This window comes from Hyphomonas beringensis (assembly GCF_000682755.1).
Lineage (GTDB): Bacteria > Pseudomonadota > Alphaproteobacteria > Caulobacterales > Hyphomonadaceae > Hyphomonas > Hyphomonas beringensis.
The window spans coordinates 185145-210827 of the sequence record NZ_AWFF01000001.1; the positions used below are offsets into that span (position 1 = coordinate 185145).

At 60.3% G+C, this 25683-nt stretch carries 22 protein-coding genes; 7 read left to right on the forward strand and 15 right to left on the reverse strand.

The window, feature by feature from the left end; translation table 11 throughout:
- Positions 1–42: 42 nt before the first annotated feature.
- The gene (locus HY29_RS00880; protein ID WP_034790012.1) at positions 43–1227 is read right to left on the reverse strand and encodes an FAD-dependent monooxygenase; all 1185 of its coding nucleotides are present in this window, start codon (positions 1225–1227) and stop codon (positions 43–45) included.
- A 26-nt stretch (positions 1228–1253) separates the two neighbouring features.
- Positions 1254–1457: a zinc-finger domain-containing protein gene (locus HY29_RS00885; protein ID WP_034790546.1), complete on the reverse strand. Its 204-nt coding sequence runs from the start codon at positions 1455–1457 to the stop codon at positions 1254–1256.
- A gap of 118 nt (positions 1458–1575) precedes the next feature.
- Between HY29_RS00885 and HY29_RS00890 the strand changes: the two genes are divergently transcribed.
- Positions 1576–2529 carry an ABC transporter ATP-binding protein gene (locus HY29_RS00890; RefSeq protein ID WP_034790014.1) on the forward strand — a complete coding sequence of 318 codons (954 nt, stop codon included), beginning with the start codon at positions 1576–1578 and terminating at the stop codon, positions 2527–2529.
- Between the two features lie 57 nt (positions 2530–2586).
- On the opposite strand, the gene trxA is transcribed toward HY29_RS00890, so the two are convergent.
- The 6 genes from trxA to tsaE are packed head-to-tail and all read right to left on the reverse strand — an operon-like array spanning position 2587 to position 11877.
- The gene (gene trxA, locus HY29_RS00895) at positions 2587–2907 is read right to left on the reverse strand and encodes a thioredoxin (RefSeq protein WP_034790016.1); all 321 of its coding nucleotides are present in this window, start codon (positions 2905–2907) and stop codon (positions 2587–2589) included.
- A 58-nt stretch (positions 2908–2965) separates the two neighbouring features.
- On the reverse strand, positions 2966–6490 hold the full coding sequence (gene addA / locus HY29_RS00900) for a double-strand break repair helicase AddA (protein WP_051600981.1): 3525 nt from the start codon (positions 6488–6490) through the stop codon (positions 2966–2968).
- Positions 6483–9542, reverse strand: a complete 3060-nt coding sequence (addB, locus tag HY29_RS00905) for a double-strand break repair protein AddB (RefSeq protein ID WP_034790018.1) — start codon at positions 9540–9542, stop codon at positions 6483–6485. Before addB ends, addA begins: the two co-directional genes overlap by 8 nt.
- Positions 9532–10260 carry a nucleotidyltransferase family protein gene (locus tag HY29_RS00910; RefSeq protein ID WP_034790020.1) on the reverse strand — a complete coding sequence of 243 codons (729 nt, stop codon included), beginning with the start codon at positions 10258–10260 and terminating at the stop codon, positions 9532–9534. Before HY29_RS00910 ends, addB begins: the two co-directional genes overlap by 11 nt.
- Complete coding sequence (locus HY29_RS00915) at positions 10257–11351, reverse strand: aminoglycoside phosphotransferase family protein (RefSeq protein ID WP_034790022.1); 1095 nt, start codon at positions 11349–11351, stop codon at positions 10257–10259. Before HY29_RS00915 ends, HY29_RS00910 begins: the two co-directional genes overlap by 4 nt.
- Positions 11335–11877, reverse strand: coding sequence for a tRNA (adenosine(37)-N6)-threonylcarbamoyltransferase complex ATPase subunit type 1 TsaE (gene tsaE, locus HY29_RS00920; protein WP_338390427.1), 543 nt, complete (start codon positions 11875–11877; stop codon positions 11335–11337). The genes HY29_RS00915 and tsaE overlap by 17 nt, the downstream gene beginning before the upstream one ends.
- A gap of 80 nt (positions 11878–11957) precedes the next feature.
- On the opposite strand from tsaE, the gene HY29_RS00925 reads away from it, so the two are divergent.
- The 3 genes from HY29_RS00925 (at position 11958) to HY29_RS00935 (ending at position 14464) form a co-directional block, all read left to right on the forward strand.
- Positions 11958–13202: an NAD(P)/FAD-dependent oxidoreductase gene (locus HY29_RS00925; protein ID WP_034790023.1), complete on the forward strand. Its 1245-nt coding sequence runs from the start codon at positions 11958–11960 to the stop codon at positions 13200–13202.
- Between the two features lie 17 nt (positions 13203–13219).
- A complete protein-coding gene (locus tag HY29_RS00930) occupies positions 13220–13540 on the forward strand; it encodes a 2Fe-2S iron-sulfur cluster-binding protein (RefSeq protein ID WP_034790026.1) in 321 nt (106 codons plus the stop codon).
- Positions 13541–13675: 135 nt separating this feature from the next.
- Complete coding sequence (locus HY29_RS00935) at positions 13676–14464, forward strand: thioesterase family protein (protein ID WP_034790048.1); 789 nt, start codon at positions 13676–13678, stop codon at positions 14462–14464.
- Positions 14465–14470: 6 nt separating this feature from the next.
- On the opposite strand, the gene HY29_RS00940 is transcribed toward HY29_RS00935, so the two are convergent.
- A complete protein-coding gene (locus HY29_RS00940; RefSeq protein WP_034790049.1) occupies positions 14471–15403 on the reverse strand; it encodes a toll/interleukin-1 receptor domain-containing protein in 933 nt (310 codons plus the stop codon).
- A 146-nt stretch (positions 15404–15549) separates the two neighbouring features.
- Between HY29_RS00940 and ychF the strand changes: the two genes are divergently transcribed.
- Positions 15550–16647: a redox-regulated ATPase YchF gene (ychF, locus tag HY29_RS00945; RefSeq protein ID WP_034790051.1), complete on the forward strand. Its 1098-nt coding sequence runs from the start codon at positions 15550–15552 to the stop codon at positions 16645–16647.
- Positions 16648–16689: 42 nt separating this feature from the next.
- Here ychF and HY29_RS00950 read toward each other — a convergent pair whose 3' ends face one another.
- The gene (locus HY29_RS00950) at positions 16690–17730 is read right to left on the reverse strand and encodes an acyltransferase family protein (RefSeq protein WP_051600982.1); all 1041 of its coding nucleotides are present in this window, start codon (positions 17728–17730) and stop codon (positions 16690–16692) included.
- A gap of 102 nt (positions 17731–17832) precedes the next feature.
- On the reverse strand, positions 17833–18897 hold the full coding sequence (locus HY29_RS00955; protein ID WP_034790055.1) for an ATP-grasp domain-containing protein: 1065 nt from the start codon (positions 18895–18897) through the stop codon (positions 17833–17835).
- 387 nt (positions 18898–19284) lie between these two features.
- Between HY29_RS00955 and HY29_RS00960 the strand changes: the two genes are divergently transcribed.
- A complete protein-coding gene (locus HY29_RS00960; protein ID WP_034790057.1) occupies positions 19285–20070 on the forward strand; it encodes an enoyl-CoA hydratase/isomerase family protein in 786 nt (261 codons plus the stop codon).
- 87 nt (positions 20071–20157) lie between these two features.
- Here HY29_RS00960 and HY29_RS00965 read toward each other — a convergent pair whose 3' ends face one another.
- On the reverse strand, positions 20158–20532 hold the full coding sequence (locus HY29_RS00965) for a hypothetical protein (protein ID WP_155838158.1): 375 nt from the start codon (positions 20530–20532) through the stop codon (positions 20158–20160).
- 255 nt (positions 20533–20787) lie between these two features.
- On the opposite strand from HY29_RS00965, the gene HY29_RS18150 reads away from it, so the two are divergent.
- The gene (locus HY29_RS18150) at positions 20788–21507 is read left to right on the forward strand and encodes a 4'-phosphopantetheinyl transferase family protein (RefSeq protein ID WP_051600983.1); all 720 of its coding nucleotides are present in this window, start codon (positions 20788–20790) and stop codon (positions 21505–21507) included.
- A 4-nt stretch (positions 21508–21511) separates the two neighbouring features.
- Here HY29_RS18150 and HY29_RS00975 read toward each other — a convergent pair whose 3' ends face one another.
- The 3 genes from HY29_RS00975 to HY29_RS00985 form a co-directional block, all read right to left on the reverse strand.
- Positions 21512–21952 (reverse strand): universal stress protein, encoded by a 441-nt coding sequence (locus HY29_RS00975; protein WP_034790061.1) that lies wholly within the window; start codon positions 21950–21952, stop codon positions 21512–21514.
- A 2-nt stretch (positions 21953–21954) separates the two neighbouring features.
- Positions 21955–23574, reverse strand: a complete 1620-nt coding sequence (locus HY29_RS00980) for a BCCT family transporter (RefSeq protein WP_051600984.1) — start codon at positions 23572–23574, stop codon at positions 21955–21957.
- A 478-nt stretch (positions 23575–24052) separates the two neighbouring features.
- Positions 24053–25675, reverse strand: a complete 1623-nt coding sequence (locus tag HY29_RS00985; RefSeq protein WP_034790063.1) for an isocitrate lyase — start codon at positions 25673–25675, stop codon at positions 24053–24055.
- Positions 25676–25683: the final 8 nt, after the last annotated feature.

Sequence of the window (25683 nt, forward strand, 5' to 3'; positions counted from 1 at the left end):
AATCGAAACAGGACTGTTTCGTATAAGACAGATAGCGACGTGTCAGCTGCAGGTCACGTCATGACGATACAGCCAGTCATTCCGGGAATGCACAAAGCCCTTCATCGTTCGCCCAGCGATCCACATCGGCCCATAGGTCGACATCTGAGTCAACGGATTGCGGCGATGGAAAAGCCGCGCATTGGCGCGCGCTCCGGCCTGCACGCGGCTGGTACGGGGCTTACGCGCTGTTTCATAGGCCTTCAGGGCGGTTTCCGGCGTTGCCTCGCCTGACAGATGCTGCGCCAGCACATAGGCATCCTCGATGGCCATCACCGCGCCTTGCGCCAGGAAGGGCAGCATCGGATGGCAGGCATCGCCAAGCAGCGTCACTCGGCCATCGCACCAGCGCGGCAGCTCATCCCGGTCATACAGTGCCCAACGATGCAGCACGTCTGCCTTTTCAAGGATCGTTGTGACAGCGGGATTCCAGCCCTGAAAGTCTCTCAGCGCATCCTCGCGAGAGCCTTCCGCTGTCCAGGATTCGACAAGCTGTTCCTTGCGCTCCACCACGCCGACAAGGTTTGCCAGCGAGCCGCCCCGCAGCAGATACGTGACGGCATGTCTGCGCGAGCCCACCCACACGCTGGCCGTCGGGGGCGGTGCATGGTCTCCAAGGGAGGCCACGGGTGCGACAGCCCGCCAGGCCGTCATGCCGGTATAGCGCGGGGCATCCGGCCCCAGCATCTGCGCGCGGATCACGGAATGGATGCCATCGGCGCCCACCAGCACATCGCCCTCAAACACGTCGCCAGACTGCAGCTGCAGCCGGACACCTGTCTCATCCTGACTGTAGGAGGCTGCCTTGCAGCCCAGATGGATGCTACCCGGCTGACGCTCCAGCAGCACCTCTTTCAGCGCGTCGACCATGTCGGCCCGGTGGACGTGCAGATAATCTGCGCCCCAACGGTTGATGGCGGCCTTGCGAAGCGGAATATCGAACAGGCGGCGGCCACTGCGGCCCATACGCATCTCAAGCGCTTTGGGGCGGAACGCATCACGCGAAACCCGCGCCGCGACGCCCAGCGCCTTCAGCACTTTCATGCCATTCGGACTGACCTGAATGCCTGCGCCAACTTCGTCCAGAACACCGGCCTGCTCAAACACCAGGACGTCATGGCCCAGACGTTGGAGCGCAACGGCCGCTGTCAGGCCTCCTATGCCTCCGCCTGCTATCAGGACACGCATCAGGAAACCTCACTTATCGAGAAAAACTATTGGGCGCTGGAAGGGTCTTCCCGGCCACCGATCAAAATGAAGCGCCGGTCGCAGTATTTGCACTCGACAAAATCTTCATCACCCATCTCATACCAGACGCGCGGATGGCCCAGCGCGCCGCCGCCCCCATTGCAGGAAACCTTGCGGCTGGTCACCATGGATACTTCCGGCGGATCAAACACATCGCGTTTAGTGGACATGACTTGTCTTTCCATCTGCAATTTCTGCGGCACCGGTTGCCCATAGTGCTACTCGACCCTACCTAGATTGCGCCGCCGTAAGGTGCAAGATCGTATGGACAGAGTGAAAAGGCCCAGCATGTCATCCACGAAAACGGCCCCCGACTTCGCTATTAAAGTCTCAAATCTCCAAAAAACCTACAAAGCCTCGGGAAAAATGCCCGAAAAGCATGCTTTGAAAGGGATCAATCTGGAGGTTCCGCGAGGGTCGATCTTCGGATTGCTCGGACCAAATGGCGCAGGTAAATCCACGTTTATCAACATTCTGGCCGGTCTGGTGAACAAGACATCCGGCTCTGCCAGCATCTGGGGACTCGATATCGACGAGCATCCCCGCCAGAGCCGCGCGGCCATCGGCGTCGTGAATCAGGAGATCGTAGCAGACCCCTTCTTCACCCCCATGGAGATGCTGGAACTTATGGCCGGCTTCTATGGCGTCCCGAAATCCGAACGCCGCAGCCTTGAGATTCTCACCGCCGTTGGCCTGGACGATAAGAAAGACGCCTATGTCCGCCAGCTGTCCGGCGGCATGAAGCGCCGCCTGATGGTGGCGAAAGCCCTTGTCCACAATCCACCCGTCCTGATCCTGGACGAGCCGACCGCCGGCGTGGACGTCGAACTGCGCCGCTCGATGTGGGAATATGTGCAGGAGCTGCACAACAATGGTACGACCATCATTCTGACGACTCACTATCTGGAAGAAGCCGAAGAGCTTTGCGACACCATCGCCATTGTGAACCATGGGGAGATTGTCGCCTGCGAATCGACACCTTCGCTGCTCTCACGCCTCGACTACAAGACACTGGTCATCACACCGCGTGAGCCGCTGGCCGCCCTTCCGGATGCCCTGTCAGGCATGGATGCCGCGATCACGCCGTCCGGAGACCTGCAGATCACCTTCCGCACCAGCGAAACCGGAATTGGCCGCCTGCTGGAGCTGGTCCGCTCCAATGGCATCAGCGTCGCAGACCTTGAAACCAAGGCACCGGACCTTGAAGACGTCTTCATCTCGCTGACCAGCGAAACGGTCTAACAAAAACGCCGGCGATCTCTCGCCGGCGTTTTTTTATGTCTTCAGGGCAGATGCGGATCAGACGCTCTGCTTGATCCAGTCAGCAATCGCCTGCTTGCTCATCGCACCGAGATGCGTTGCGGCAACCTTGCCATCCTTGAACATCACCAGCGTCGGCAGACCGCGCACGCCATATTTGGACGGCGCAATCGGGTTTTCGTCGACATTGATCTTGGCGACCTTCACCTTGCCGTCGAGTTCGTCAGAGACGGCCTCGATGTGGGGTGACATCTGTTTGCACGGGCCGCACCATTCAGCCCAGAAGTCCACCACGACGGGGACATCGGAAGAACCGATCACACCGTCAAAATCATCGTCTGTTACATTGATCGCAGCCATAGCGTGAATCCTCAGGTTTCGTTTTGCCTGAATGATACATAGAGACTCTTCTGTGAAGTCAAACCGGCCTCTCGGCACCCTTTAGAGCTGCTAAAAGCAGATCTTCAGGCAAAAACATCAACCGGGGCCCGTCTGTCCAGCACAGCGCAGCCCGCACCGTACGGCCGGGATAGGCCCGCCTCAGCACCGCCCAATACGCCCCCATCTGCGCCAGATAAGTGTCTGCAACGCCGTCCGGCGTGTCCGGCGCAGGCTGGTCTGTCTTGAAATCGACGATCAGGACATCGTGGGTCGTCACCACCAGACGGTCGACCCGGCCATTGATGACCAGTCCCTTCGGCAATTCCGGCGCTGTGCCGACAATGGCGGCTTCAGCCCGTCCACCCGGTGCGAATAGCGCCTTCATCTCAGGTGCCTGCAGCACGGTCATGGCCGCCTGCTTCATCTCTCGCCGGTCTTCCTCTTCCAACTCGGGCAAGCGCGCAAGATAGGTCTCTGCAGCAGCATCTCTCTGCTCGGCCGGCAACTGCGGCAGGTATTCGAACAAAGTGTGGATGATACGGCCCCGGCGCAGGCGCGCCTCCCGTGTCTTGCCAAAGGGCGCAAGCACTGGCGTCTTCTGGCCCAGCAGGGTCGTCGCCGCACTGTAGCGCCGCGCCGTCTCGGCATGTGGCGGCGTGCGGAACACCCAGTCCGGCAAAGTATGGCGGTCTTCTTCCTGCCCGGACCCGTCAATCGACAGCGGCGTGAGATCGCCATAGCGCATCATGCCGTCTTCATCGGCTTCCACGCCCAGCCGGTTCATCGCCCGCTCGCACAGCGCATACCAGCTGCGCGTGTGATAGCCAGGCGCCGCTGCGCCATGCCAGTGGCCGGCAATGATCAGCCTGTCCTGCGCCCGCGTCAGCGCCACATAGAGCAGCCGGCGGAATTCTTCTTCTGACTTCGCATTGGCAATCGCCCGCGCCAAAGCCGCCCCTGGAATGTCGCCATCCTTGCGGGGGGACCAGATCGGCAGGCCGTCCACATCGAACAGCGTATCGGAAACCGTCTTCGGCCCGGCGGTCGTATCCGGCATCACGACGACAGGCGCCTGCAGGCCCTTGGCCCCGTGCACGGTCATTACCCTCACCTGCCCTTCCGGGGCGGCGAGGTCGCGTTTGATCTCGACTGTCTTGGATTCCATCTCGGCCACAAAGGCCTGCATGGAGGACGGCCCGCTTGCGTCAAAGGCCTGCGTGCGGGCGATCAGAGCCTGAACCGGATCATGCGCTGGTGTCCCCAGACGCGCATTGATCTTTTCCCACCCCGTCGTGCCATCCGCCGCTGGCACATCCAGAACCGCAGACAGGAATTCGAATGGCGGCAGATGGCGCTGCGCCAGCAGGCCAGACAGGAAAGCCACCGCCTGCTGCACCTCAGGCCGCGTATCTGCCTGCATCCGGGACCAGAGCGTTTCCCCGCGCCCGCGACCTGCCCCAAAGCGATAGAGATACCGGTCATCATCAACAAAGCCGACAAATGGCCCGCGCAGGATTTCCGCCAGCGTCAGATCGCGCTCCGGTCTGAGTGCAAAGCGCATCAGATTGAGGCAATCCTGCACGCCGATATGATCTGTCAGCTTCAGCCGGTCCGCGCCCGCCACCGGCAGACCTTCTGACTTAAGCGCCGAAATCATCGCATCGAACAAGCCACCCGTCCGACTGCGGACGAGAATGAGAATGTCCTCGGCGCGCATGCGGCGGCGCTTCCAGTCGCGATTTGGCAGCTCCTCCCAGACCGTCTCTCCGCGGTCGACCATCTCGCGCAATTGCCGTGCAATCTGCTTGGCCAGCCGCGCCTTCGGAGAGGATGACCGCATCGCGTTCACCGGACGGGACCAGGCATCTTCATCCGCCTCCTCGGCGCGCTCTTCGACCGGCCACAGCTCAACCAGGCCCGGCTGGTTTGCCCGCCGGGCCGTGTGTTTCACCTGCTCTGCAGAGAAAGGCGGATGATTGTCAGCGGCAACATCCACCGGCGGCGCAGAATTCCAGACGGCGTCCACATAGGACAGCACTTCAGGCGACGAACGGAACGACATCTCCATGGTCAGAGAGCGCAGCTCTGAATCCATCTTGCCCTTTTCCTGTTCCTGCGCACGCAGCTGGGCAGGCTCTGCGCCCTGGAAGGAATAGATGGATTGCTTCTCGTCGCCCACAACGAACAGGGTACGCGGGTCCTGTTGGCGCTCGGCGCCTTCTCCGGCAAAGAATTCCTTCGTCAGTTCCGAGATCAAGTCCCATTGCAGCGGGCTCGTGTCCTGCGCCTCATCCAGCAGGACGTGACTTATCCCGCCATCCAGCTTGTAGAGAACCCAGTCAGACATGCCCCGGCTCTTCAGCAAGTCATGCGTGCTGCGGATCAGGTCATCAAAATCCAGCGCGCCGCGCTTGCGCTTTTCCTGCTGGTAGGCGCGCACAGCCGGCAGGCCGACTTTCAGCAGCGCCATGTTGCGCTCCACCGCTGCCGCAAGCCGCAGCTTCTCCGCCAGCTCCATCACACGGCTGACTTCAGACCCGATCGGGTCCGCCGTGGAGAACAGGCCAACCACATTCGCGTCTTTCCCGGCGCCGGCATTGTAGAGCCGCGAATATGGCTTCTGCGTCCCAAAGAACGCGCCCTTATAGGCGTGCCATCGTGCCTCTGCAGTCTCTTCCAGCAGGGCGGCCTCCACCGCGGCCGCCGTGCGCAGGTCATCCCGTTTGCCAGAGGCATGAAGAGAAATCAGCGCTTCCCGCAAAGCCGTAACCGGCATCTCTTCGCCCATGGCGAGATCTAGAATATCCGCCGCGCTGCCCTCCGGCGCATTTAGCCCATCGCGCAGGGCCTGCTCCATCCGGTCATGATCAAATTCATGCGCCTCGGCGAAATCCAGGAAGGGCTGGATGCGATAGCGCATGGCGTTCAGCGGCAGATCAGCCCCCTCATGCCCACCTTCCGTGGCCAGAAGATCCAGCGCCTCGGGATGCTCTGTCTGCGCCTTCAGCACGGCTGCACCGCGCGCCTGACGCCAGATGGCATCGGCCTCGTCTTCCTCAATCTCTGTAAAGCCTGGCAGAACCCCCGCCTCCAGCGGGAACCGCCGCAGGATACGCGCACAGAAGGCGTGGATGGTCTCGATCCGCAGGCCGCCCGGCGTTTCCAGAGCGCGTGCAAACAGGGCCCGCGCCCCGCGCAGATCATCCGCCGTGTAGGCCGCCTTGTCCCGGCCCTCCAGCCGCGAGAGTTCTTCGCGCAGCTTCTCGTCCCGCATGATCGACCATTTTCCGAGCGTACGGAACAGGCGCGACAGCATCTCGTTCGCGGCTGCTTTGGTATAGGTGATGCACAGAATGGAATCCGGCCGCGCACCTTCCCGTCCGTCTTCCCGGCGCAGCAACAGGCGCGCCACGCGATCGATCAGAACCTTCGTCTTGCCGCTACCGGCATTCGCCATCACGAACACCGGATAGGCCGGATTGGCAGAGGACAGCTGCGCCGCATTGGCCCGGCGATAGTCCTCTGTATCCGGAGGGGTCACAGGCATCATGTCGTCAGCCATCACTTCCCTCCCCGTCTTCAGTGTCGCCCGCCCATTCGGCGCGGCGGGCCAGCAAATTGAAGCCATTGTCATATTTGACAAATTTCACACGCGGCGCTGACAGGAAGGCCGCCGAAGGGTTACGATACTGCACGATCAGGCGCCGCAGGCCCTCTTCGGCCAGTTCCGCCATCTCTGCTGGCTCAGATGGCAAATTATGCTTGCCTCCCAATGTGAACGCATCCGGCTTGGCCTTAAAGGCCACATAGTGCAGCTGGTCCACACGCGCGGCGGGCACTTTCTCATAGCCGCCCTGCTGAGCGATCAGTGCCTGCAGCGGCATTTGCTGGCTGAGGCCCGCGCCCACTTCCTTCTCACGCGGCGGATTGCCGGTCTTGAAATCGACTATGACAATCTCGCCGGTCGAATTCATCTCGATCCGGTCCGCTGTCGCGCTGAGGCGGAATGGCTCACCCTCCAGATCCAGCTCTATGCTACCGCGCACCTCGAATTTCGGCCTGCCGCCGCCGATGTCTCGGTCCTTGCGCCAATTGACATACCACTCCGACGTGCGCGCCCAGACCGCCTTGCGCGCCGCCCAGGCTTCCTCCGTCTCGCCCACGCGCATCAGTTCCCGGTGCAGCAATTCCAGCAGATAGTCCGCGGTCTTGGGTTTGCCGGCTTCCTCGAAGTCTTCCAGTGCCTTGTGCACCGCCGTACCGCGCGGCGCCGGGCCCAGATCTCCGCCCAGCGGATCAACCTTCACAAGGCCGATCACCTGCTCAGCCCACAGAGCATAAGGGTCACGCTGCAACGTATCCACGCGCGTGACGGACAGTTTCTTCGGCCAGCCTTCCGGCCGCATGGTCGGCATGGGCTCGACAGAAAAATCCTGAGGGGAGGCATCGACGCCCTGCTGCTTCAGCGCTTCGGACAGTTTCAGCGGGTCCAGTCCTTCCGGGCTCAGCATCACTTTTGCCTTGTCGTCCAGTGCGCCTTCGGCCAGCGTCTTCAGACGCCAGACCCAGCGGGACGCCACCGCAGGCGCATCATTGCGGCGCGCGGAATAGACCAGCGTGACATCCGGCGCGGAGGCCAGCTGAGCGAAATCATGCGCGGCCAGGCCCATCCGGTCCTCCGGATCGCTCAGGCCCAATTGCTGGCGGAAATGCCTCGGCAGGAACGCATCCGGTGCAGGACGCTTCGGCCAGACATCCTCATTCAGGCCCGCCAGGATCACGCGGTCGGCTGATTGCAGCCGCGCCTCCAGAGGCCCCCAGATGAACAGATTCGGATGCTCATCCTGTTTCAGGCTGACTGTCATTTGCGCGGCCTGTGAATTGACCAGCTCGGCCAGCGCAGACGGTGGCATCGGCGTCAGGTAGGAAGACACTTCGCTGACAAACTCCAGAAGACGGCTCGCCGCCGCGCCGTCTTCTCCGGCCCATGGCAAGGGCGTCTCGCTGACCGCCGCCGCGAGCAGCGCGATCCGCTCCAGCCCATCACCGCCGGCAATGTCTCCCATCTGGCTAAGGTCCGCGCCAGTCGCCTCAAATATGTCGATCAGCTTGCCGACAAGCTCTTGCGCCTCCGCCTGATGCTCATCCGTGAAGTTCGGATAGGGCTCAATCTCGTGGCGTGTACGGATGCTTTCCTTCAGCCCGTCAAGGCTGGTCCAGCGGCGCGGGCCGCGCAGGAAGTACAGCTCAAGATTTGAGAGGCCAGGCATGGGCGCGGCCAGTTTATGATTCAGCACAGACACGAGCAGCGTCGGGTCCGACGGGTCAGTCGCCCATTGCGCGCAAAGGCCAATGAAGCTGCCCGCCAGCGTGCGGCTAAGGGGCATACCGGCCGATGGTGGCGCGTCCACGCCCCAACGCCGCAGCAGCGCAGACACCCGGCGCGCCAGCCCGGCATCCGGCGTAATCAGCGCAGCAGTGCGTCCCGCCTGCTCCAGAGTCTCGCGCAGGATAAGTGCCACGCAGGCTGCCTCATCGGCCTCATCTGCCGCTTCTATGATCGACAGGCCTTGAAGCGCATCTGCCGCAAAGGCCTCGACACTCACCTCCGCCGCGCCGGCCAACTGGTCCAGCGTGTCGCGCCAGTCCGCCGTTGCATCCGCTGGGGCGAGCGCCTCATGAATCATCCGGCGGCGCGCCTGACGGTCCCGCGCCAGAGACGCGCCCGGCCATTGCGAGACGGCCTCAGGTGCCACCTCCAAATGGTTCAGCGTCTGGAACAACACATTCTGCGGGTGGCCAACTTCGCCCAGGATTGAGACGCGCGCCTCTTCATCCGCATCGAGATCAAGCCCAGGCAACACGATCATGCCGCGCGGCAATTGCAAGGCCGCCTTCATAAGTTCCCGGCCTGCCGGGGTCGCGCCGGTAGACCCCGCAATGATCACCGGTGCCTCAGGCGGATGTGCCAGCCACGCCGCCGCAGTCGCCTGCGCGGCCTTGAGGCGTCGCTCCAATGGGTCAGACACGCCCTGCTCTTCCAGCAAGGCAGGCCAGGCTGTAGTGATGATCTCCAGGAATTTGGCGGAGCTTTCCCAGTGTTTGGCAAGGTCTGCATCCTTGACGAGATTGGGCAGCTCGCCCCAATCCGTATCCGGACTGAGATGCGCCTGATCCAGCAGACGGGACAGTTCCATCGCCGCAGACAGTGCAGACGAGGCCGGAAGCTCCGTCTCGTAATTCACCCGGTAAAAAGTTTGCGCCATGGAGGCCAGCAGGCCGAGGCGCTTGCCCGGTGACAGGGCTGGCGGCAGGTCGATCAGGCTGCTCTCGGCAACGGGCGGCAGTTCGTCACTTTCCAGATCCCCCAACGCGCGGATTTCCGGCGGCAGGATCGGGCTTTCATCGGCCGCCTCGAACAGGGCGGCAGACAGGGCCCGCGCCGAGCGCCGGTTCGGCACATAGATGATCGCATCAGCCAGCGCATCGGGGTGTTTCGACAGATGAACATCCTCGGCCAGCGCCCGGGCAAACACCTTCAGAAAGTCCTCTCCCGGCGGAATGGTCCAGACCCTGGGCCGATCCGCGCCGAACAGTTTCCCGTCACTCGCCATGGCACATCAGCCACATTTCGGCATCCTTGACCGCTTGCGGGTCTCCCACATGCAGCCAGAAATCATCCAGCGGCAGGCCATGCAGCCGGCCAGCCTCGACCAGCGGCCCCCAGATGCGCCACGCTACAGAGAATGGCTCAACCGGCTGGGACAGGAAGGCCTGCGGCTTCAGGATACGCACACCGGCATAGGCCCAGGGCGCAGTCGCGGCATCGCCGTGCCGCGTCAGACGGCCGTGCTCATCGCGCGTGAAGTCGCCCGCTCCGGCAAAGCCAAGGCATCGCTGTGTATCGGCCAGCAGCAACAGCTCATCCATTTGGTCCGGGTCAAATGCGCCCGCCATATCCAGAAAGGGCTTTGGCGACAGGCTGCCCCAGAACGCATCTGTGTTGACCACGAAGACAGGCTCCTCGCCGAGCAGTGGCGCCGCCTTGGCAAGCCCGCCGCCCGTCTCCAGCAATTGGTCGCGCTCGTCCGAGAAGACGATCTCGAAATCATCACGCCCTGAGAGATGCTGCTCAATCATGTCGGCGCACCAGTGCACATTCACGACAAGGCGCTTCACCCCGGCTGCGCTCAATGGATTCAGCAGCCGATCCATCAGGGCCTTGCCATTCACCTCGATCAGCGGCTTCGGCATGTGATCTGTCAGCGGCCTCATCCGTGTGCCCAGCCCGGCGGCCAGAACCATGGCGGTGTGTGGTACAGAAATGCTCATGCCAGCCCCGTGAAAACGAAAGGTGTTGCCTCGCGCACAAAGGCGGCCATCGACTGAAGCGCCGGGTGCTGAAGGTTTTTCGCCAGCACTTTCAACTGTCTCGGCTGGAACTCAGCATAGCGCGGTTTGCCATCGCGGTGTTGCAGACGAGAAAAGACCCCTGCGATGCGCAGGGCATTCAGCGCGCCGATCACGGCGAGACGCTCTTCAAAGGCGGCGCGCTCTTTCCCCGTACCATCCAGATAGCGCCGGATCACGGCCTCTGCCACATCCGGCGAAACGTCTCGGCGCGCATCCTGGGTCAGCATGGCGATGTCCCATGCGTCCCAGCCTTTCACGGCATCCTGAAAGTCCAGCAGGCCGATCCTACCACCGCCCAGCCATAGCAAATTCTCGGCGTGAAAATCGCGCAGCGTCAGGGTGCGCGGAAAGGCCATGGCCTGCTCGATCAGCGCATCGCGCTCTGCTTCCCAGCGCTGTCGCATCTCGCCGGTCAGCTTGTCGTGTCCCACTTCCGCAGGCAGCCAGTCCGCGTAGAGGTCTGCATTGCTGGCAAGGGCCAGACGGTCAAATTCCAGAATGGGCCAGATTTCGCCGTCGCGGCTCAGCACATCCGGCACCGGATGCTCATGCAGGGCGACCAGCACGTCCATGGCCGCAAGATAGGCGTCCTGCTCGGCCACTGTACCGGCTTCGATCTGCCGGGCGATTTCCTTGCGCCCTCCAAAATCCTCAATCAGGGCAAAGCCCAACTCGGAATCATGGGCATGTACCTCTGGCGCGGCGAAGCCGAGCGATCGCAAATGCTGTGCAATCAGAACGAAGGCATCCACGCGAGAGGCTGCCAGCCGGGTCTGCGCGTTCCAGCCCATCTGGTTGCGCAGCTCATCGCTCGCCTCCGGGGGGCATGGGTCTGCCTCAATGCGGGGGGCATCCATCAGAATGGCCTTTGCCCCATCCGGGCGTGTCAGGCGAATATACCTGCGGGTAGACGCATCCTGATCCAGCGGGCGCAGCTCAGCGCCATCCCAGCCCTGCTTTGCCAGGAAGGATGTTATCTGCCGTTCGCGCTCGCTAGAATCGGAAGTCATCAAGCCGTGTTTGCCAGTCTTCGCCGCATGGCACCAGCCTTACAATCCGCTGGTCGCCGTCAAACTCAAGATGGACATCCAGACGCCAGGCAGGCAGCTGGTCCCCCGCCTTGTCTGGCCATTCCAGAATGGCAACGCCCTGGTCTGTCTCATCCCAGCCCAGTTCGTGCAGATCCTCCGGGCTTTCGAGGCGATAGAGATCAAAATGCCAGATCGGGAAGGCATCCGTCTCGTAGATCTGGACCAGCGTATAGGTGGGGCTGGGGACCTCTTCCTCTTCACCCAGAAGGAACTGGATGAGTCCGCGCGTCATCGTTGTCTTTCCGGCGCCCAATCCACCGTGCAGCGCAAGGACATCTCCGGGCTGCAAAATTGTCGCAAGAGCTGCCCCAAAGGAACGGGTTTTCTTGTCCGAGGGAAGATGAAAGGTTTTCTCCATACACCGAGCCATATAAAACAGCGCAGCGAAACGCCATCCTTTCTGTTGTGAATGCGGCATTTGGCTTGATGACATACCTTGCGGCATTAGGCAGATTGGCTTAGAAAATGTAAAAAATGACGCCAGCGTCACGAATTTTGGCGTCTAGAACAGTGGGGAGGAAAGGTTTGGACCTTTCGGACGCAAAGAAGATTGTCATCCTGGGCGGTGGCCAGGCTGGAGCACAAGCTATCCAGTCGCTTCGCATGGGTGGCTATGAAGGTGAGCTGACCCTTATCGGGGATGAGCCATCTCTGCCCTATCAGCGCCCACCACTTTCCAAGGCCTATATGAAGGGAGAGTTCGCCGAAGAGCGCCTCTTCTTCAAACCGGCGGCCTGGTATGAAGACAACAAGGTCGAGCTGATCCTGTCGACCCCGGCATCACGCATCGACCGGAAAAACCAGATCGTTGAAATGGCCCATGGCGCGCATGTCGAGTATGACGCGCTGGTCATCGCGACAGGCTCTCGCCCGCGCAGCCTGCCGCTGGACGGCGCTGACCTTGAAAATGTGCACGATCTGCGCGGCCTTTCGGATGTTGAGCGTATCCAGCCGCAAATGGTTGAAGGCCGCAACATGGTCATCATCGGCGCCGGCTATATCGGACTCGAAGCCGCCGCCGTGGCCCGTCAGATGGGCCTGTCCGCCACAGTTCTGGAAATGGCGCCGCGCGTGCTGGCGCGTGTGACCAGCCCGGTCATGAGCGAATTTTACGAAGCCGAGCACCGCCGTCAGGGCGTCGATATTCGCACGAATGCGCGTCTCGCCCGCCTTGAAGGCAAGGATGGCAAAGTTACCGCGGCCATTCTGGAAGACGGCACTTCCCTGCCCGCAGATCTCGTTCTGGTCGGCATCGGCATTCTGCCGAATGAAGAATTGGCCAATGAAGCCGGCATCGCCTGCAATAATGGCATCCTGGTAGACCGCGACGCCCGCACGTCTGATCCGCGCATTTTTGCGGCCGGTGATTGTGCCAGCCGTCCGCTGGTCCATTATGGCCGCTCATCGCGCCTCGAAAGCGTGCATAACGCCATTGAGCAAGGAAAGCTCGCCGCGGCCGCCATTCTGGGCAAGCCCCGCCCGCCAGAGGATTGCCCCTGGTTCTGGTCTGACCAGTATGATCTGAAGCTGCAGATTGCCGGCCTCAGCCAGGGCTATGACCAGATCGTGGTGCGTGGATCGCCTGAAGATCGCAAATTTGCAGCCTTTTACCTCAAGAATGGCACACTGATTGCGGTAGATGCCGTCAACAGTGCCCCGGAATTCCTGGCCTCAAAAAAGCTCATTATGATGGGTGCAAAGGTTGAGCCGGATACGCTTAGCGATACAACAGTCTCGATGAAAGACATTGCCGCTGCTGCTGCAGCCTGAAGGAGAGAAACCCGCCCATGGCAAAAATCACCTATATTGATCATGATGGTACCGAACGCGTCGTTGAAGCCAAAAACGGCGAAACGGTCATGGAAGCTGCCGTGAAGAACTCCATTCCCGGCATTGATGCCGACTGCGGCGGCGCTTGCGCCTGCGCCACCTGCCACGTCTATGTGGATCAGTCCTTCATGGACAAGGTGGGCGAGCAGCAGGAAATGGAAAAGTCCATGCTGGACTTCGCTGAAAATGTTCAGGAAAATTCCCGCCTGTCCTGCCAGATTACCATCTCTGATGAGTTGGATGGCATGCGCGTGACCACGCCGGAAAGCCAGCACTAAGACAGGCCCTGCGGTCTGATTTCAAAATACGCTCCGCGTAAAACCGGAGCGTATTTTTTTGCTGCATACCCTAGCGACACACATTGGTTCCTTTTTGGAACCCGATTATCCTGCCCCGTGCAAGAGGATATAGAGATGGACTTCACACAGCTGATGAACAGCGCGATTGCCTCTGGCAATACACGGCTGACCTTTCATGTTCCGGAAGAGTGGATGCAGGGCCGCACCACTTATGGCGGCCTGACTGGTGCGATGTGCCTGAAGACGGCGCAGCGCCTGGCAGGTGACCGGCCCATCCGCTCGGCGCAGGTTGCGTTCGTCGGCCCGGTCTCTGGTGATGTGATCTGCCAGGCTGTTGTCCTGCGCGAGGGCAAGAACACCATCTTCGTGAATGTCCGGATGACCGGCAGTGAGGGCGTAGCCGCCGACTCCATCTTTGCCTTTGGCATGAACCGCACCTCGGCGCTGGACTTTGCCAACCTCCCCGCCCCGGATGTGACGGCGCCGGATGAGACAGAAAGCTATTTTGGCGACAGCCCGCTGCGCCCCGCCTTCACGCGGAACTTCAACATGCGCCTCGTCGCAGGCTCGCGCCCCATCTCAGGCGCTGCGGAAGGCGATATCTCTCTCTGGATGCGCCACAAGGATACAGAGCTGACACCGGATGCCGTTTCGGTGCTGGCCCTCGCCGACGCCCCGCCACCTGCCGCGCTCTCCATGCTGTCCGGCCCGGCGCGCATCAGCTCCATGACCTGGATGGCGGAATTCCTGACTGATGACATTCAAACCGATGATGGCTGGTTCCTGGCGCGGCACATCGCCGATACCTCGCGCGATGGCTATAGCAGCCAGTCCATGACGCTGTGGAACAGCCGCCGCGAGCCGATCATGATCGGGCGGCAGACCATCGCAGTCTTCGGCTAGGCCGGCCTAGTCCTCGGGCTCTTCCGTATCATTGATGATCGGGCCCGGCTCCAGCACCTTTATGAGGGATGCCGGCACTTGTCCGGCCGGGCAGGCTTCTGTCAGGCGATAGGCATTGCCCACAGGTGGCAGGCCCGCCTGCGTTGTCGCGGGCGCAATGGTCTGCGACCGGAAAACCCAGCTCATGAAGAACATGACCACAATCGCCGCGCCAACCGCCGCGAGCGTGCCCCAGCCCATGCCGAGATCCTCTGCCTTGGCGGCTGCGCCTCCATTTGCACTTGCTGCTGTGGTGGACGTAGGTGCGCGCGGCGCCGGACGGCTTGAAGAGGCCTGGCTGTACTTGGAAGACGGCGCCTTGACGGAGGCCGCTGCCAGCGCTGCAGCGCCCGCCGCTTCAGCCGCAGGGGGCGGTTTGATGCCGAGGGCTTTCTCACGCTTTTTCTTCGCATCGATCGCCAGTGGGTCTTCCGGGTGAGCCTCAAGCCAGGCGTCACGCTCTTCCTCGTCCTTGGAGCCGTAGCCCATCCATTCGCGCAGATCGGTCCGGTCCTGGCGTTTACCCAGTTCTTCAACGAGCTGGTAGAAGCCCTCCGGCATTTTGCGGGAGGTCATGCCCTCCAGCGAATAGCGCTTGTCCTGCTTGAAGGGCTGGTAGGGAATTGTCTTGTCGAGACTGGCCTGCGCCAGCATCCCTGGCCGGGAATGGCCAACAGAGGCCGCCGCACGCACCCAGTCGCTCTTCACGGCGTTTTCGGACCATATCACGAGCATGGATTCCGAATTGCCGGCATTGCGCGCATCTTTCGCGTCAAAGGTATTGTCGGTCTGCTTCTGATCGAACCAGACCTTGAACTTCAATGACCTCAAACGGCGCGCTACCAGCTTCGCCATATCGCGATCTTCTATCGCGGAGACCAGGAAAACATCATATGCCATGCGTGTTACCTCTTGATGTAACCCGCCAAGCATACCCATAGACCTTACTAATTCCACCCAATTCCGCTGTAAGGCGATAAATCAGCCTGTTTTTCGGTTGGAAATCCGGGTATTCGCGCGACGAGACAAATTATGAGGAGGCCATTATGGGCTTCAAATGTGGCATCGTGGGCCTGCCGAACGTCGGCAAATCCACCCTGTTCAACGCCCTGACCCAGACGGCAGCGGCGCAGGCGGCAAACTATCCTTTCTGCACGATTGAGCCGAATGTCGGCGAAGTGGCTGTGCCAGAACCCCGCCTGGCGAAGCTGGCAGAGATTGCCGGCTCCAAGGAAATCATTCCCGCGCGCATGAACTTTGTAGACATTGCCGGCCTGGTCGAAGGCGCCTCCAAAGGCGAAGGTCTGGGCAACAAATTCCTGGCCAACATCCGCGAGACGGATGCCATCATCTATGTGCTACGCTGTTTCGAGAATGACGACATCACGCATGTCAGCGGCAAGGTGGACCCGGTCGCCGACTATGAAGTCGTTGAGACAGAGCTGATGCTGGCCGATCTTGAGAGCCTGGAAAAGCGTAAAGCGGGCGTCATCAAGAAAGCCAATTCCGGTGACAAGGAAGCCAAGGCACAGGTTGCCCTGATAGACCTTGCCCTGGCCGAACTGGTCGAGGGCCGCCCGGCCCGCCGCGCCGATGTCTCCAAGGACGACATGAAGGCCTGGAACATGCTGCAGCTGCTGACGTCAAAGCCTGTGCTGTTCGTGGCCAATGTCGACGAAGAGAGCGCCGCAAACGGCAATGACTATTCCAAGCGCGTCGTGGAGCGCGCCGCCGAGGAAGACGCAGCCTGTGTCGTGATATCCGCCCAGATCGAAAGCGAACTGGCCCTGCTGGATGATGATGACCGCGCCGAATATCTGGAAACGCTGGGCCTGGAAGAGCCGGGCCTGACCCGCCTGATCCATACCGGTTACAATCTGCTGGGCCTGCAAACCTATTTCACGGTCGGCCCGAAAGAGGCCCGCGCCTGGACCATCAAGGAAGGCTGGACCGCCCCGAAAGCGGCTGGCGTCATCCATGGTGACTTTGAACGCGGCTTCATCCGTGCGGAAACCATTGCCTTTGAGGACTATGTTGCCTGCGGCGGTGAGAACGGCGCGAAGGATGCGGGCAAGATGCGCGCAGAAGGCAAGGAATACATCGTCCAGGACGGCGATGTGCTGCACTTCCGCTTCAACGTTTAAGCCACAGCCCCCTGCCCGGCTTTCCCGCCGGGCATCACGGCCCTACAGCGCCCCATCCGCGCGCAACGCACGCCTGCGCAGATGATGTGTCAGCGAGGCCCATTGCGGGCGCTCATATAGAATGCGCATCGATGTGTGCCGCACGCAGGCATGGAACAGCAAAGGCAGGCCAACACAGAAGGCCAGCGTCAGCGCTGTGGCCAGCCCGACATCCCCGAATGGCGCGCCTGTTCTGGGCAACACGAACCGCAGCATGAAGGCGAGCGGGAACGCATAGGTCAGATAGATGACGATGGAATTGCGCCCGCAATAGCGCAGGAAGCCCGCCCATCTGAAACGCGACAGAAGCGCAGAGACAACGCACACAGCCGTCGCCCCGGCAATGCCCATCACAAAGCTGGTCAGGAACATGTAGTGCATCTCATGCTGCACCATCCACCAGTTGAGCACGGCCCAGATGAGCAACCCGCCGAGCCCCAGAAGAGGATACTTCGCAGCCCGCTTGGCAAAGGCGAAGATCTGCGGCGCAAAGGCGTACCCGATATAGAAATAGACATAGCGGTTGCAGAACCGGTCCACCACATTCCAGCCCGTATCAATGATGACGAGTTGGTAGAGGGATTGCAGTATCAGAGCGCCGAGCAGGACAATCCAGACCGGCACATTCCGCACCAGCCATGTCACGGCATAGAAGACCAGCAGCATGTGGACAAACCACAGCGAATTGGTCGGCTCGATAAAGCTCATCAGCCATATTTTGGCAAAATAGAGCGGACTGGATGTGAGGGTGCCGAACTCAAGAATGCCCAGCTGCAAGGTCACCCACAATGTATAGAAATAGATGAAGTGGACGATCTTGCGGTCAATATAGTCTGTAACAGGACCATGTATGCTGCGGCTGAGGAAGAGGCCGGCAATCAGGAAAAAATCAGGAATTCGGAACGGATAGGCAAACTCCACAATGGGGCGCATCCAGCCCTGCCCGTTCAGCAGATATTCCACATTGTGCACCGCATGCAGCATCACCACAAGAATGATGCAGATGCCCTTGGCGTAATCTACCCAGCCGATCCGGTCTTCCACTTTCCCCCTCCAAAAGCTGCACACACAAGGGCGTCCCAACCCCTGTTTGCAACATTTCAGCCACATTTATCCAGACTTTGAGAGGATTGGCCTGTATTCTTCCTATTGGGAAGACACAATCGTGAGAGCAGGCTTGTCGGCCTTGAGGCGCGCGAAGTTTTCGGCAATCCAGTCAAAGGACTTGTTCACTCGTGCCACGGCATCGCGTTCGGCAGACAGAACACTTTTGCGGCCGTCCGGCAGATGGAAGTAGGGATTGGCCTCCCAGATCAGGATCGATCCGTCTGGACGCAGGCTGTAATCCAGCGCGGCAAAGTCCAGCCCCATCACGGAGACCGCGCGGACCAGATCGTCATGTCCCTGAGGGACTTCAGAGAAATACTGTTTGTCGACCGCAATCATCTCGTCCAGCAATTGACGATGATAGCCGAAACGGCGTGCGAAATTGCGGCGCGGTCTTTCCTCCCTGGCGAACAGCGAATTGGACAGGCCGACAATACGATCCTTCGAGAAGAAGAGATGGCTGCCGATCACGCGGTCCTGGAAGACAATGGCGCGCGCCTTGTGGTGAAAGCGGTAGAACAGGCTGTCAGCGTCCCAACCCGCGCGGCGATATTCCTCGCGCACATCATGGCACTTCAGCACAACGGCCGGCAGGAGATCATCGAGAGTGATGCGCTCTACATCGCTTTTGGAATCGACCTGGATGACATTTCGCTGGGCGTGTTCCTGGTCGCTGCGGATCAGGCAGGGGAAGCCGACCTTCTCAATAGCAGAGTTGAGTTCACTCGGGCTCTGCACCGCCACCGCCTTTGCGGCCGGTACATCATGCTCCTGCCAGATGCGGGCCTGACGGGATTTTGTCGTCAGGCTCAAAGCATCGGGGTGGTTGACGATCTTGATGCCGGCATCCTGCGCGGCCTTCGCGATCTCCAGCGCTTCCAGATAGCATTCCGGATATTTCTGCTTAAGCGGATCGCCCAGCCAAAAGATTACGAGTGAGATGTCAGAAAGGTCGGGTTTGCCGGTGCCTGTACGATGGAGGCGCATGTCCACCAGAAGTGGATTGTCTGTCGTGGCCAGCCTGCGCAGGAAGGCGTCCCCTGTCGGAACGCACCGACCGCGCTTTTCCCCATGTGCCACAACCAGAATGTTACTCTTCGTCACCGTCTGATGTCTCCCCGGGTGCTATATAAATCCAGGATTAGCGTTCTGCTGATCCTATAGTATTCATTTAGGCAAGCGCTATGCCATACAATAAGTAGAGACACGTGATAGCGTGGCACTTCTTCACATATCGTAAGTCTTATCTGTCGTTTTGCGATTTCAAACCACTCGACTCATCTTGTTGTACGGCAAAGAAGGGTATCAGCCGCGTGGTCTTGAAGCAGTCTTTCATCTTCGGTTTTACAGACGCAACGCCACGGCGCAGACATAAACCGGGGCCCACTCCACGTTGCAGGGGCAACCGGCGTGCCATATCGGGGCTGGCCCTTGGGGGGCCACTGGCCTAAATCGGGGCACTCCCAATCGAACAGACAAGAGGCCCGAGCCATGACGTCATCCTCCATTCGCCTGAAGCTAAATGACGAAACGGCCGAGATCATTCTGGACAAGCCGGAAAAGCGCAACGCGCTGTCATCCGACATGTGGGGCGCGATCCCTGCCCTTGTCGATCAGGCTGTTGCCGAGAAGACGGTCAAGGTGATCATCCTGCATGGCGGCACGGCGGGCGCGTTCGCAGCTGGCGCGGACATTTCCGAATTCGAGGTGATCTACGCCACCGAAGAAGCGGCGCAGGCCTCCGCCGACACCATCACACGCACAGTGAACAGCCTGGCCAATTGCCCGAAGCCTGTGATCGCCTCCATTGAAGGGGCGTGCGTGGGCGGCGGCGTCAGCCTGGCCATGGCCGCAGATCTGCGCGTCGCGGCGGAGGGCTCTCGCTTTGCGGTGACACCTGCGCGGCTGGGCATCGTCTATCCGGCGGATGATACACGCCGCCTGGCAGAGATTGTCGGCGTGCCCAATGCGAAGGACATTCTTCTGACAGGCCGCTTGTTCGACGGCGAGGAAGCCTTCCGTATGGGGCTGATCAACCGGCTGGTCCCGAAGGGGCAGGCACTGAGCGCGGCGTATGAGATGGCGGGGGCCATGGGGGCCGTCTCGCAATGGTCCACCCGCGCGATCAAGCAGATGTTCGAAGGCGTCAGCCAGGGCTGGGACAATGCCACGCCAGAGGCGAATGCGTTGTTCCTGAGTGGCTTCACGAATGAAGACTTTCAGGATGGCTACAAGGCCTTCCTTGAGAAGCGGCCCGCGAAATTCACATTCCGCTAGACAGAGTTACGTTTCTGCCAGCACGTGCGCCCGGCATGGCGGGGGCCATCCGGTAAGGGGAGCTGAGTTCGGGCAGGAAGTTCCGTATCAGGACGTGTCGATAGCGGGCGCTGAGTGAACAGCACGCAATTCTGCGATTGCAGCTTCCATGACGTTGCACAGCGCGCTCAGCAAGAGCGGCTGGGCGTCCTCTGCAAACTCAATTGGCAGGTCACTGCCCAGCGCCGGGCGTTCCCAGGCGGGCACAGCAGGCGCTTCATATTTGTAGAGATTTTTCGGTTTTGGCTTCGGGCGGTCGGACGCGTATTTCAAACGGACGGAGCCATAGCGTGTGATGCGCAACAGGAAGTGCTGCCCGGTCTCTTTCTGATATTTCGCGATGGCCCAAAGTTGCAGCCACAACCACGGCCAGAAGACCGGGTGGACATAGGCAAAAGCCGGGGCAAAGCGCGGATCTGTCATGTTCCCAATATACACCGGGAACGGAGGGTGTCGGACAAGTTTATTTTTACCCCAGTGTTTGCTGCAGGTTGGGGCGGAAAATTTGTGGGATAAGTGACCGGGATGACAAGGAGGCAAGCTTGCGCCTGGGGCCCAGACGCGCGATGGATGAGGGGAGCGTAAAAGCCGGAGGCCGCCATTCCGAACTCCCCTTCCCGTCAGGCCGTCAGGGCCGAGCAGCTTTCAGCCTATCAAAGCGTGCCCCTTCGGCATGTGATGGGGAAGGTTGCAACGACTGACCTGCCCGCGCTGGAGGAGGATGGCGTACATATCTGGTTGCTGCCCAGCCCGTGCCCTGCACCGGAGATGGCGAGCGTGCTCTCAGCGGAAGAGCGCGATCGCGTGGACTGCCTTGTCATGCCAGAGCACCGCGTACGCTTCACAGCGTTTCATGGCCTCACGCGGTACATCCTCAGCGCATATGGCGCAGGCCTGCCAGCGGAGCTGAGCTTTGTGGCTGGCCAGAAGGGCAAACCGGGGCTCGTCACGCGTGACGGCACGGCGCTGAGTTTCAATCTGTCTCACTCTGCTGACCGGGCGGTGCTGGCCATCAGCCTCGGGGGAGAGCTGGGGGTGGACATTGAGGCAGTTCGCCAGATCGACCAGATGCAGGCGCTGGCCCGCAATACATTCGCGCCAGCCGAGACGAACGCCATCCTCGCCTTGCCGCAAGCGCAGCAGATGGAAGCGTTCCTGACCTGCTGGACGCGCAAGGAAGCCCTGATCAAGGCCGACGGTCGCGGCATGGGTGTGCCGCTGAAGGAGTTTGAAGTGACAGTCTATCCAGCCGAGCCCGCGCGCCTGCTGCGCGCGGAGGGACGCGCCAGCACTCTACTCGAATTTGAGCTGAATGACCTGCCCGCCCTGCCCGGCTACAAGGCCGCCCTTGCGACAACCGGGACCGGGCGCGCGCTCACCTGCTTCCAGATCGTGTGACCCGCTAGCGGACGACGAAAACCGAGCATTTGGATTTCAGGGAAATGCTCGATGCCTTGGAGCCAAGCACATGCTCGACCATTTTGGTCGGGCCTGATTGCAGGATGATGAGATCGATCTTGCGCTTCTCTGCGACGCGAACAACTTCATGCACCACGGATTCATGGATGGTGAACAAGGGCTCTATCGTGACATCCAGCTTCTCGGATTGCCGACGGACATATTCCAGAAATTCCGGTTTGCGCTTCTCCGGGACATCGGAGATGTGCTTGCCCAGCGGAAAGGCCACCGTCATCAGTGTGAGGTTCGACGACATGGCCTTGGCCATCCATCCTGCCAGGTTCAGCGCCTTGTCGGCGTGATCCTTGTGCTTCATGTCGACAAGAACAAGGATGTTCTTTGGCGCGAAGTTCAGGTCTTCCAGCGTCACTTCATTGTCTGACATGCTTATCCCTCCTCGGCGGCAAGCTCTGCCGCTTTCTTGGCTTGCCGTTTTTCATCCAACAGCCCGACTAGCAGACTGACACAGGCCAGCAACAAGATAATCGCGAATGGCGTGGCCGTAGCGATAATACCTGATTGTAGCGATTTGAGCGTGGACTTGCCACCACCATACAAAAGGACGGAGGCGAGCACACCGAGCACGAACACCCAGAACAGGCGCTGCAAGGCAGGAGAGGTCGTCTTGCCGCCTGCCGTAATACTGTCCACGACCAGCGCACCGGAGTCAGCTGACGTGACGATGAAGACAAGCAGCAGAATCAGAGACGCAGATGCTGTGACAGCGAAGAAGGGCATCTCTGAGAGCAGCTGGAACAGGACAAGCGAGACCTCGCCAATGCCTCCAGACAGGGCGGTATTTTCCCCATTGTAGACGTCGATAGCTGCCGAACCAAAGCCGGTGAACCATACGACGCTGATAAAGGAAGGCACCAGCAGAACGGAGATCACATATGTACGCACGCTGCGCCCACGCGAAATGCGGGCGATGAACATGCCGACAAAGGGCGACCAGGAAATCCACCAGGCCCAGTAGAAGATGGTCCAGGCATGGAACCATTCGGTATCCTCACGGCCGACCCAGGTCATCAGGGACGGCGCTTCAACGAAATAGGTGCCAATATTTTCAAAAATGCCGGTCAGGATGCTGACAGTCGGCCCGAAGAAAATGACGAAGAGGAGCAGAAGACCGGCGATGATCATGTTGATGTTCGACAGGAGTTTCACGCCGCCATCCACGCCGCGCCACACCGAGATGCCGGCAATGCCGGTCATCACCAGGATCAGCACGACCTGAGCCCCCAGACCGGCATCAAACCCCACCAGGAAGCCAACGCCTGTCGCCGCCTGTGTGGCGCCAATGCCAATGGTAGTGGCAAGACCGAAGATGGTGGAGATAACGGCCAGAATGTCGATGATGTGGCCCGGCCAACCCCAGATACGATCCCCGATCAGGGGGTAGAAGACAGACCGGATCGTCATCGGCAAGCCGCGGCTATGCGCGAAATAGCCTAGCGACAGGCCGACCACGGCATAGATGCTCCAGGGCGTCAGGCACCAATGGAACAGCGTTGCTCCGAAGGCCAGACGTTTCGCCTCTTCAGTCCCGGCCGCAGCATTCAGCGGCGTGCCCCCCCAGTCGCTGTAGAAGGCCAGCGGCTCAGCTGCGCCATAGAACATGAAGCCAATCCCGATGCCGGCCGCAAACAGCATGGCGATCCAGGAGAAGAAACCGAATTCCGGTTCCGCGTCCGGCCCACCCAAACGGATGGAGCCGAGAGAGGAAATGGCCAGTCCGGCACAAAATAGCGCCACGACTGTCGGGATCAGAGCGAAGAACCAGTCCAGATTGACGAGCGTCGCGTCTTTCATGGCCGTCACGCCAGCGCGAACCTCATTCGGCATGGCGAGCGAGAGGGCCACAAAACCGAGTACGATGGCCGCGCTGATGAAGAAAACAGGGTTGTGAACATCCAGACCCGCGAAGTTGACATTGTCGTCACCAACCGTGTGGTCTGTGTCGTAGCTATACTCGCTCTCTTCTATCTGCTCGTTCTCATCCGTCATATGTCTACAGCTCACTCTTCCTGAAAATCACGCGAAGCGAAAAAGGCTCCGCACCGAGACCCATGTCCATGAGGCCATGGCATGCGGGACGCCACCAAGCACCGTCGATCCGAGGCACCCTTGCGAAGGAAATATGCTGGGCTAATCGATAGACCGCCTGCCCGGTTGCTCATGCTGACCGGCTTCCCCGCCTTGCGGACCGCACGCCTCATCTGCATGGAGCGCTACGAGTCCCGGATTTGAACCTCACCCCACCAGTTAAATTTTCAGACAGGTAAGTCAATGCTTTGGCCGCCGAAAGGCTGTTGTGCCCGCAGGCAGAGCAAGCGCGCGTCACAGAGGCTTCCGGCGGGTGAACATGTTTCGACACTCTAAGTATTTGAGAACGCAGAATGGAGTTAGAGCCCCGGCGCCAGAACAAAAAAAGCCCGGCCGAAGCCGGGCTGAAAGGTATGGAGAGTAGGATTGAGACGATAAATCAGGCGACGTTTTCGAACTGATTCATCGTGTTGTGCACGCCGCCCGCCTTCAGGGCGCGCTCACCGGCCACCATTTCCTTGAACGTATCGCCAAGGTCGGAGCCGACTTCGTGCTGGTGTTTCACTGCCGACACGCCATTGCGGATTTCGCGGCGCTGGATCGTCTGCACATAGGCGGCCATCTTGTTCTCGCCGAAATAGCCCTTGGAGAGCTCGTCCATGGCGAAGGCCGTCATGTGGAAGGTTGGCAGTGTAATCAGGTTGTGGAAGACACCGGCGCGGTCGCTAATGTCGTACTGGAAGCGCTTCAGGCGGGCATCCGCTTCCTGGCCGAGTTCCGTTTCGTCAAAGCGCGCGGACATAAGCTCTGCCTCCGGATATTCCCCGTCGGAGATCTTGCCAGCTTCCAGCCAGTCCGCACGCACCTGTTTGCGCAGATTGAGCGTCCAGTTGAAGCTGGGGCTGTTATTGTAGGTCAGCTTTGCATTCGGAACGACTTCCTTGATGCGGTTCACCATGCCGGCAATGACGTCGACGTTTGGTGTATCGGTTTCGATCCAGAGCAGGTCTGCGCCGCCAATGGTGAGGCTGGAGATACAGTCTTCCACCACACGGTCAGCGCCCGTGCCTTCGCGGAACTTGTAGAGGCCGTTCGCCAGACGTACCGGCTTGACCAGCTTGCCGTCTTTCTGGAGGGCAACGTCCCCATCTTTCAGCGGGTTAGCTGGCGTGATGTCTTCGGTATCGAGCCATTTGATGTATTCGGAGGCCAGATCGCCGGGCTGTTGGGAGACCGGGATCTTCTGCGTCAGGCCAGCGCCGAGGCTGTCTGTCCGCGCCACGATGACGCCATCGTCAACGCCCAGTTCCTCAAAGGCCAGACGGCAGGCGCGCAGCTTTTCGATGAAGTCTTCACGCGGCACCGTAACCTTGCCATCCTGGTGGCCGCACTGTTTGGCGTCAGACACCTGGTTCTCGATTTGAATACAGCAGGCACCGGCCTTGATCATTTCCTTGGCGAGCAGATAGGTCGCGTGCTCATTGCCGAAACCGGCATCGATGTCAGCAATGATCGGCACGACATGGGATTCGAACGTGTCGATGCGCTGAACGATGGTTTCGATCACATCGGCAGGCGCGCCTTTTTCCTTGGCAGACTTCAGCTCACGGAACAGATCATTCAGGGCAACTTCGTCGGCCTGACGCAGGGAGACATAGATCTCCTCGATCAGGTCCACGACAGCGGTTTTCTCATGCATGGACTGGTCAGGCTGGTGACCGAAGCGGTTGCGCAGGCCGGCAACCATCCAGCCGGACAGGTACACATAGGTGCCCTTGGCCGTGCCGCGCATGCGCTTCACGGATTTGATCATCTGGTGGGCGTGATAGCCGGACCAGCAGCCGAGCGACTGGGTGAACTTGCCATGGTCCGCATCATAAGCGGCCATGTCTTCGCGCATTACGCCAGCCATTTCGCGGGCGATATCCAGATGCGTGGAGTAGGTGTTCTGAAGCTTCAGCTGAACAATATCATCAATGCTGATGCCGGCTGGGGTGACGCCATCGGGATAGCGTTTCAGAACTTCAGCGCGCAATTGGTCATAGGTGGGGCGTTTAGACATTATCGTGT

Bases quoted from the DNA above. Each gene is read 5' to 3' on its own strand.
- HY29_RS00930 (WP_034790026.1), top strand. From the start codon at position 13,220: ATGGCAAAAATCACCTATATTGATCATGATGGTACCGAACGCGTCGTT.
- HY29_RS00940 (WP_034790049.1), bottom strand. From the start codon at position 15,403: ATGGCATATGATGTTTTCCTGGTCTCCGCGATAGAAGATCGCGATATG.
- trxA (WP_034790016.1), bottom strand. From the start codon at position 2,907: ATGGCTGCGATCAATGTAACAGACGATGATTTTGACGGTGTGATCGGT.
- tsaE (WP_338390427.1), bottom strand. From the start codon at position 11,877: ATGCCGCAAGGTATGTCATCAAGCCAAATGCCGCATTCACAACAGAAA.
- HY29_RS00980 (WP_051600984.1), bottom strand. From the start codon at position 23,574: ATGACGGATGAGAACGAGCAGATAGAAGAGAGCGAGTATAGCTACGAC.
- HY29_RS18150 (WP_051600983.1), top strand. From the start codon at position 20,788: ATGGGGAAGGTTGCAACGACTGACCTGCCCGCGCTGGAGGAGGATGGC.
- HY29_RS00985 (WP_034790063.1), bottom strand. From the start codon at position 25,675: ATGTCTAAACGCCCCACCTATGACCAATTGCGCGCTGAAGTTCTGAAA.
- HY29_RS00890 (WP_034790014.1), top strand. From the start codon at position 1,576: ATGTCATCCACGAAAACGGCCCCCGACTTCGCTATTAAAGTCTCAAAT.
- addB (WP_034790018.1), bottom strand. From the start codon at position 9,542: ATGGCGAGTGACGGGAAACTGTTCGGCGCGGATCGGCCCAGGGTCTGG.
- HY29_RS00965 (WP_155838158.1), bottom strand. From the start codon at position 20,532: ATGACAGATCCGCGCTTTGCCCCGGCTTTTGCCTATGTCCACCCGGTC.
- ychF (WP_034790051.1), top strand. From the start codon at position 15,550: ATGGGCTTCAAATGTGGCATCGTGGGCCTGCCGAACGTCGGCAAATCC.
- HY29_RS00910 (WP_034790020.1), bottom strand. From the start codon at position 10,260: ATGAGCATTTCTGTACCACACACCGCCATGGTTCTGGCCGCCGGGCTG.
- HY29_RS00880 (WP_034790012.1), bottom strand. From the start codon at position 1,227: ATGCGTGTCCTGATAGCAGGCGGAGGCATAGGAGGCCTGACAGCGGCC.
- HY29_RS00960 (WP_034790057.1), top strand. From the start codon at position 19,285: ATGACGTCATCCTCCATTCGCCTGAAGCTAAATGACGAAACGGCCGAG.
- HY29_RS00915 (WP_034790022.1), bottom strand. From the start codon at position 11,351: ATGACTTCCGATTCTAGCGAGCGCGAACGGCAGATAACATCCTTCCTG.
- HY29_RS00935 (WP_034790048.1), top strand. From the start codon at position 13,676: ATGGACTTCACACAGCTGATGAACAGCGCGATTGCCTCTGGCAATACA.
- addA (WP_051600981.1), bottom strand. From the start codon at position 6,490: ATGGCTGACGACATGATGCCTGTGACCCCTCCGGATACAGAGGACTAT.
- HY29_RS00975 (WP_034790061.1), bottom strand. From the start codon at position 21,952: ATGTCAGACAATGAAGTGACGCTGGAAGACCTGAACTTCGCGCCAAAG.
- HY29_RS00885 (WP_034790546.1), bottom strand. From the start codon at position 1,457: ATGTCCACTAAACGCGATGTGTTTGATCCGCCGGAAGTATCCATGGTG.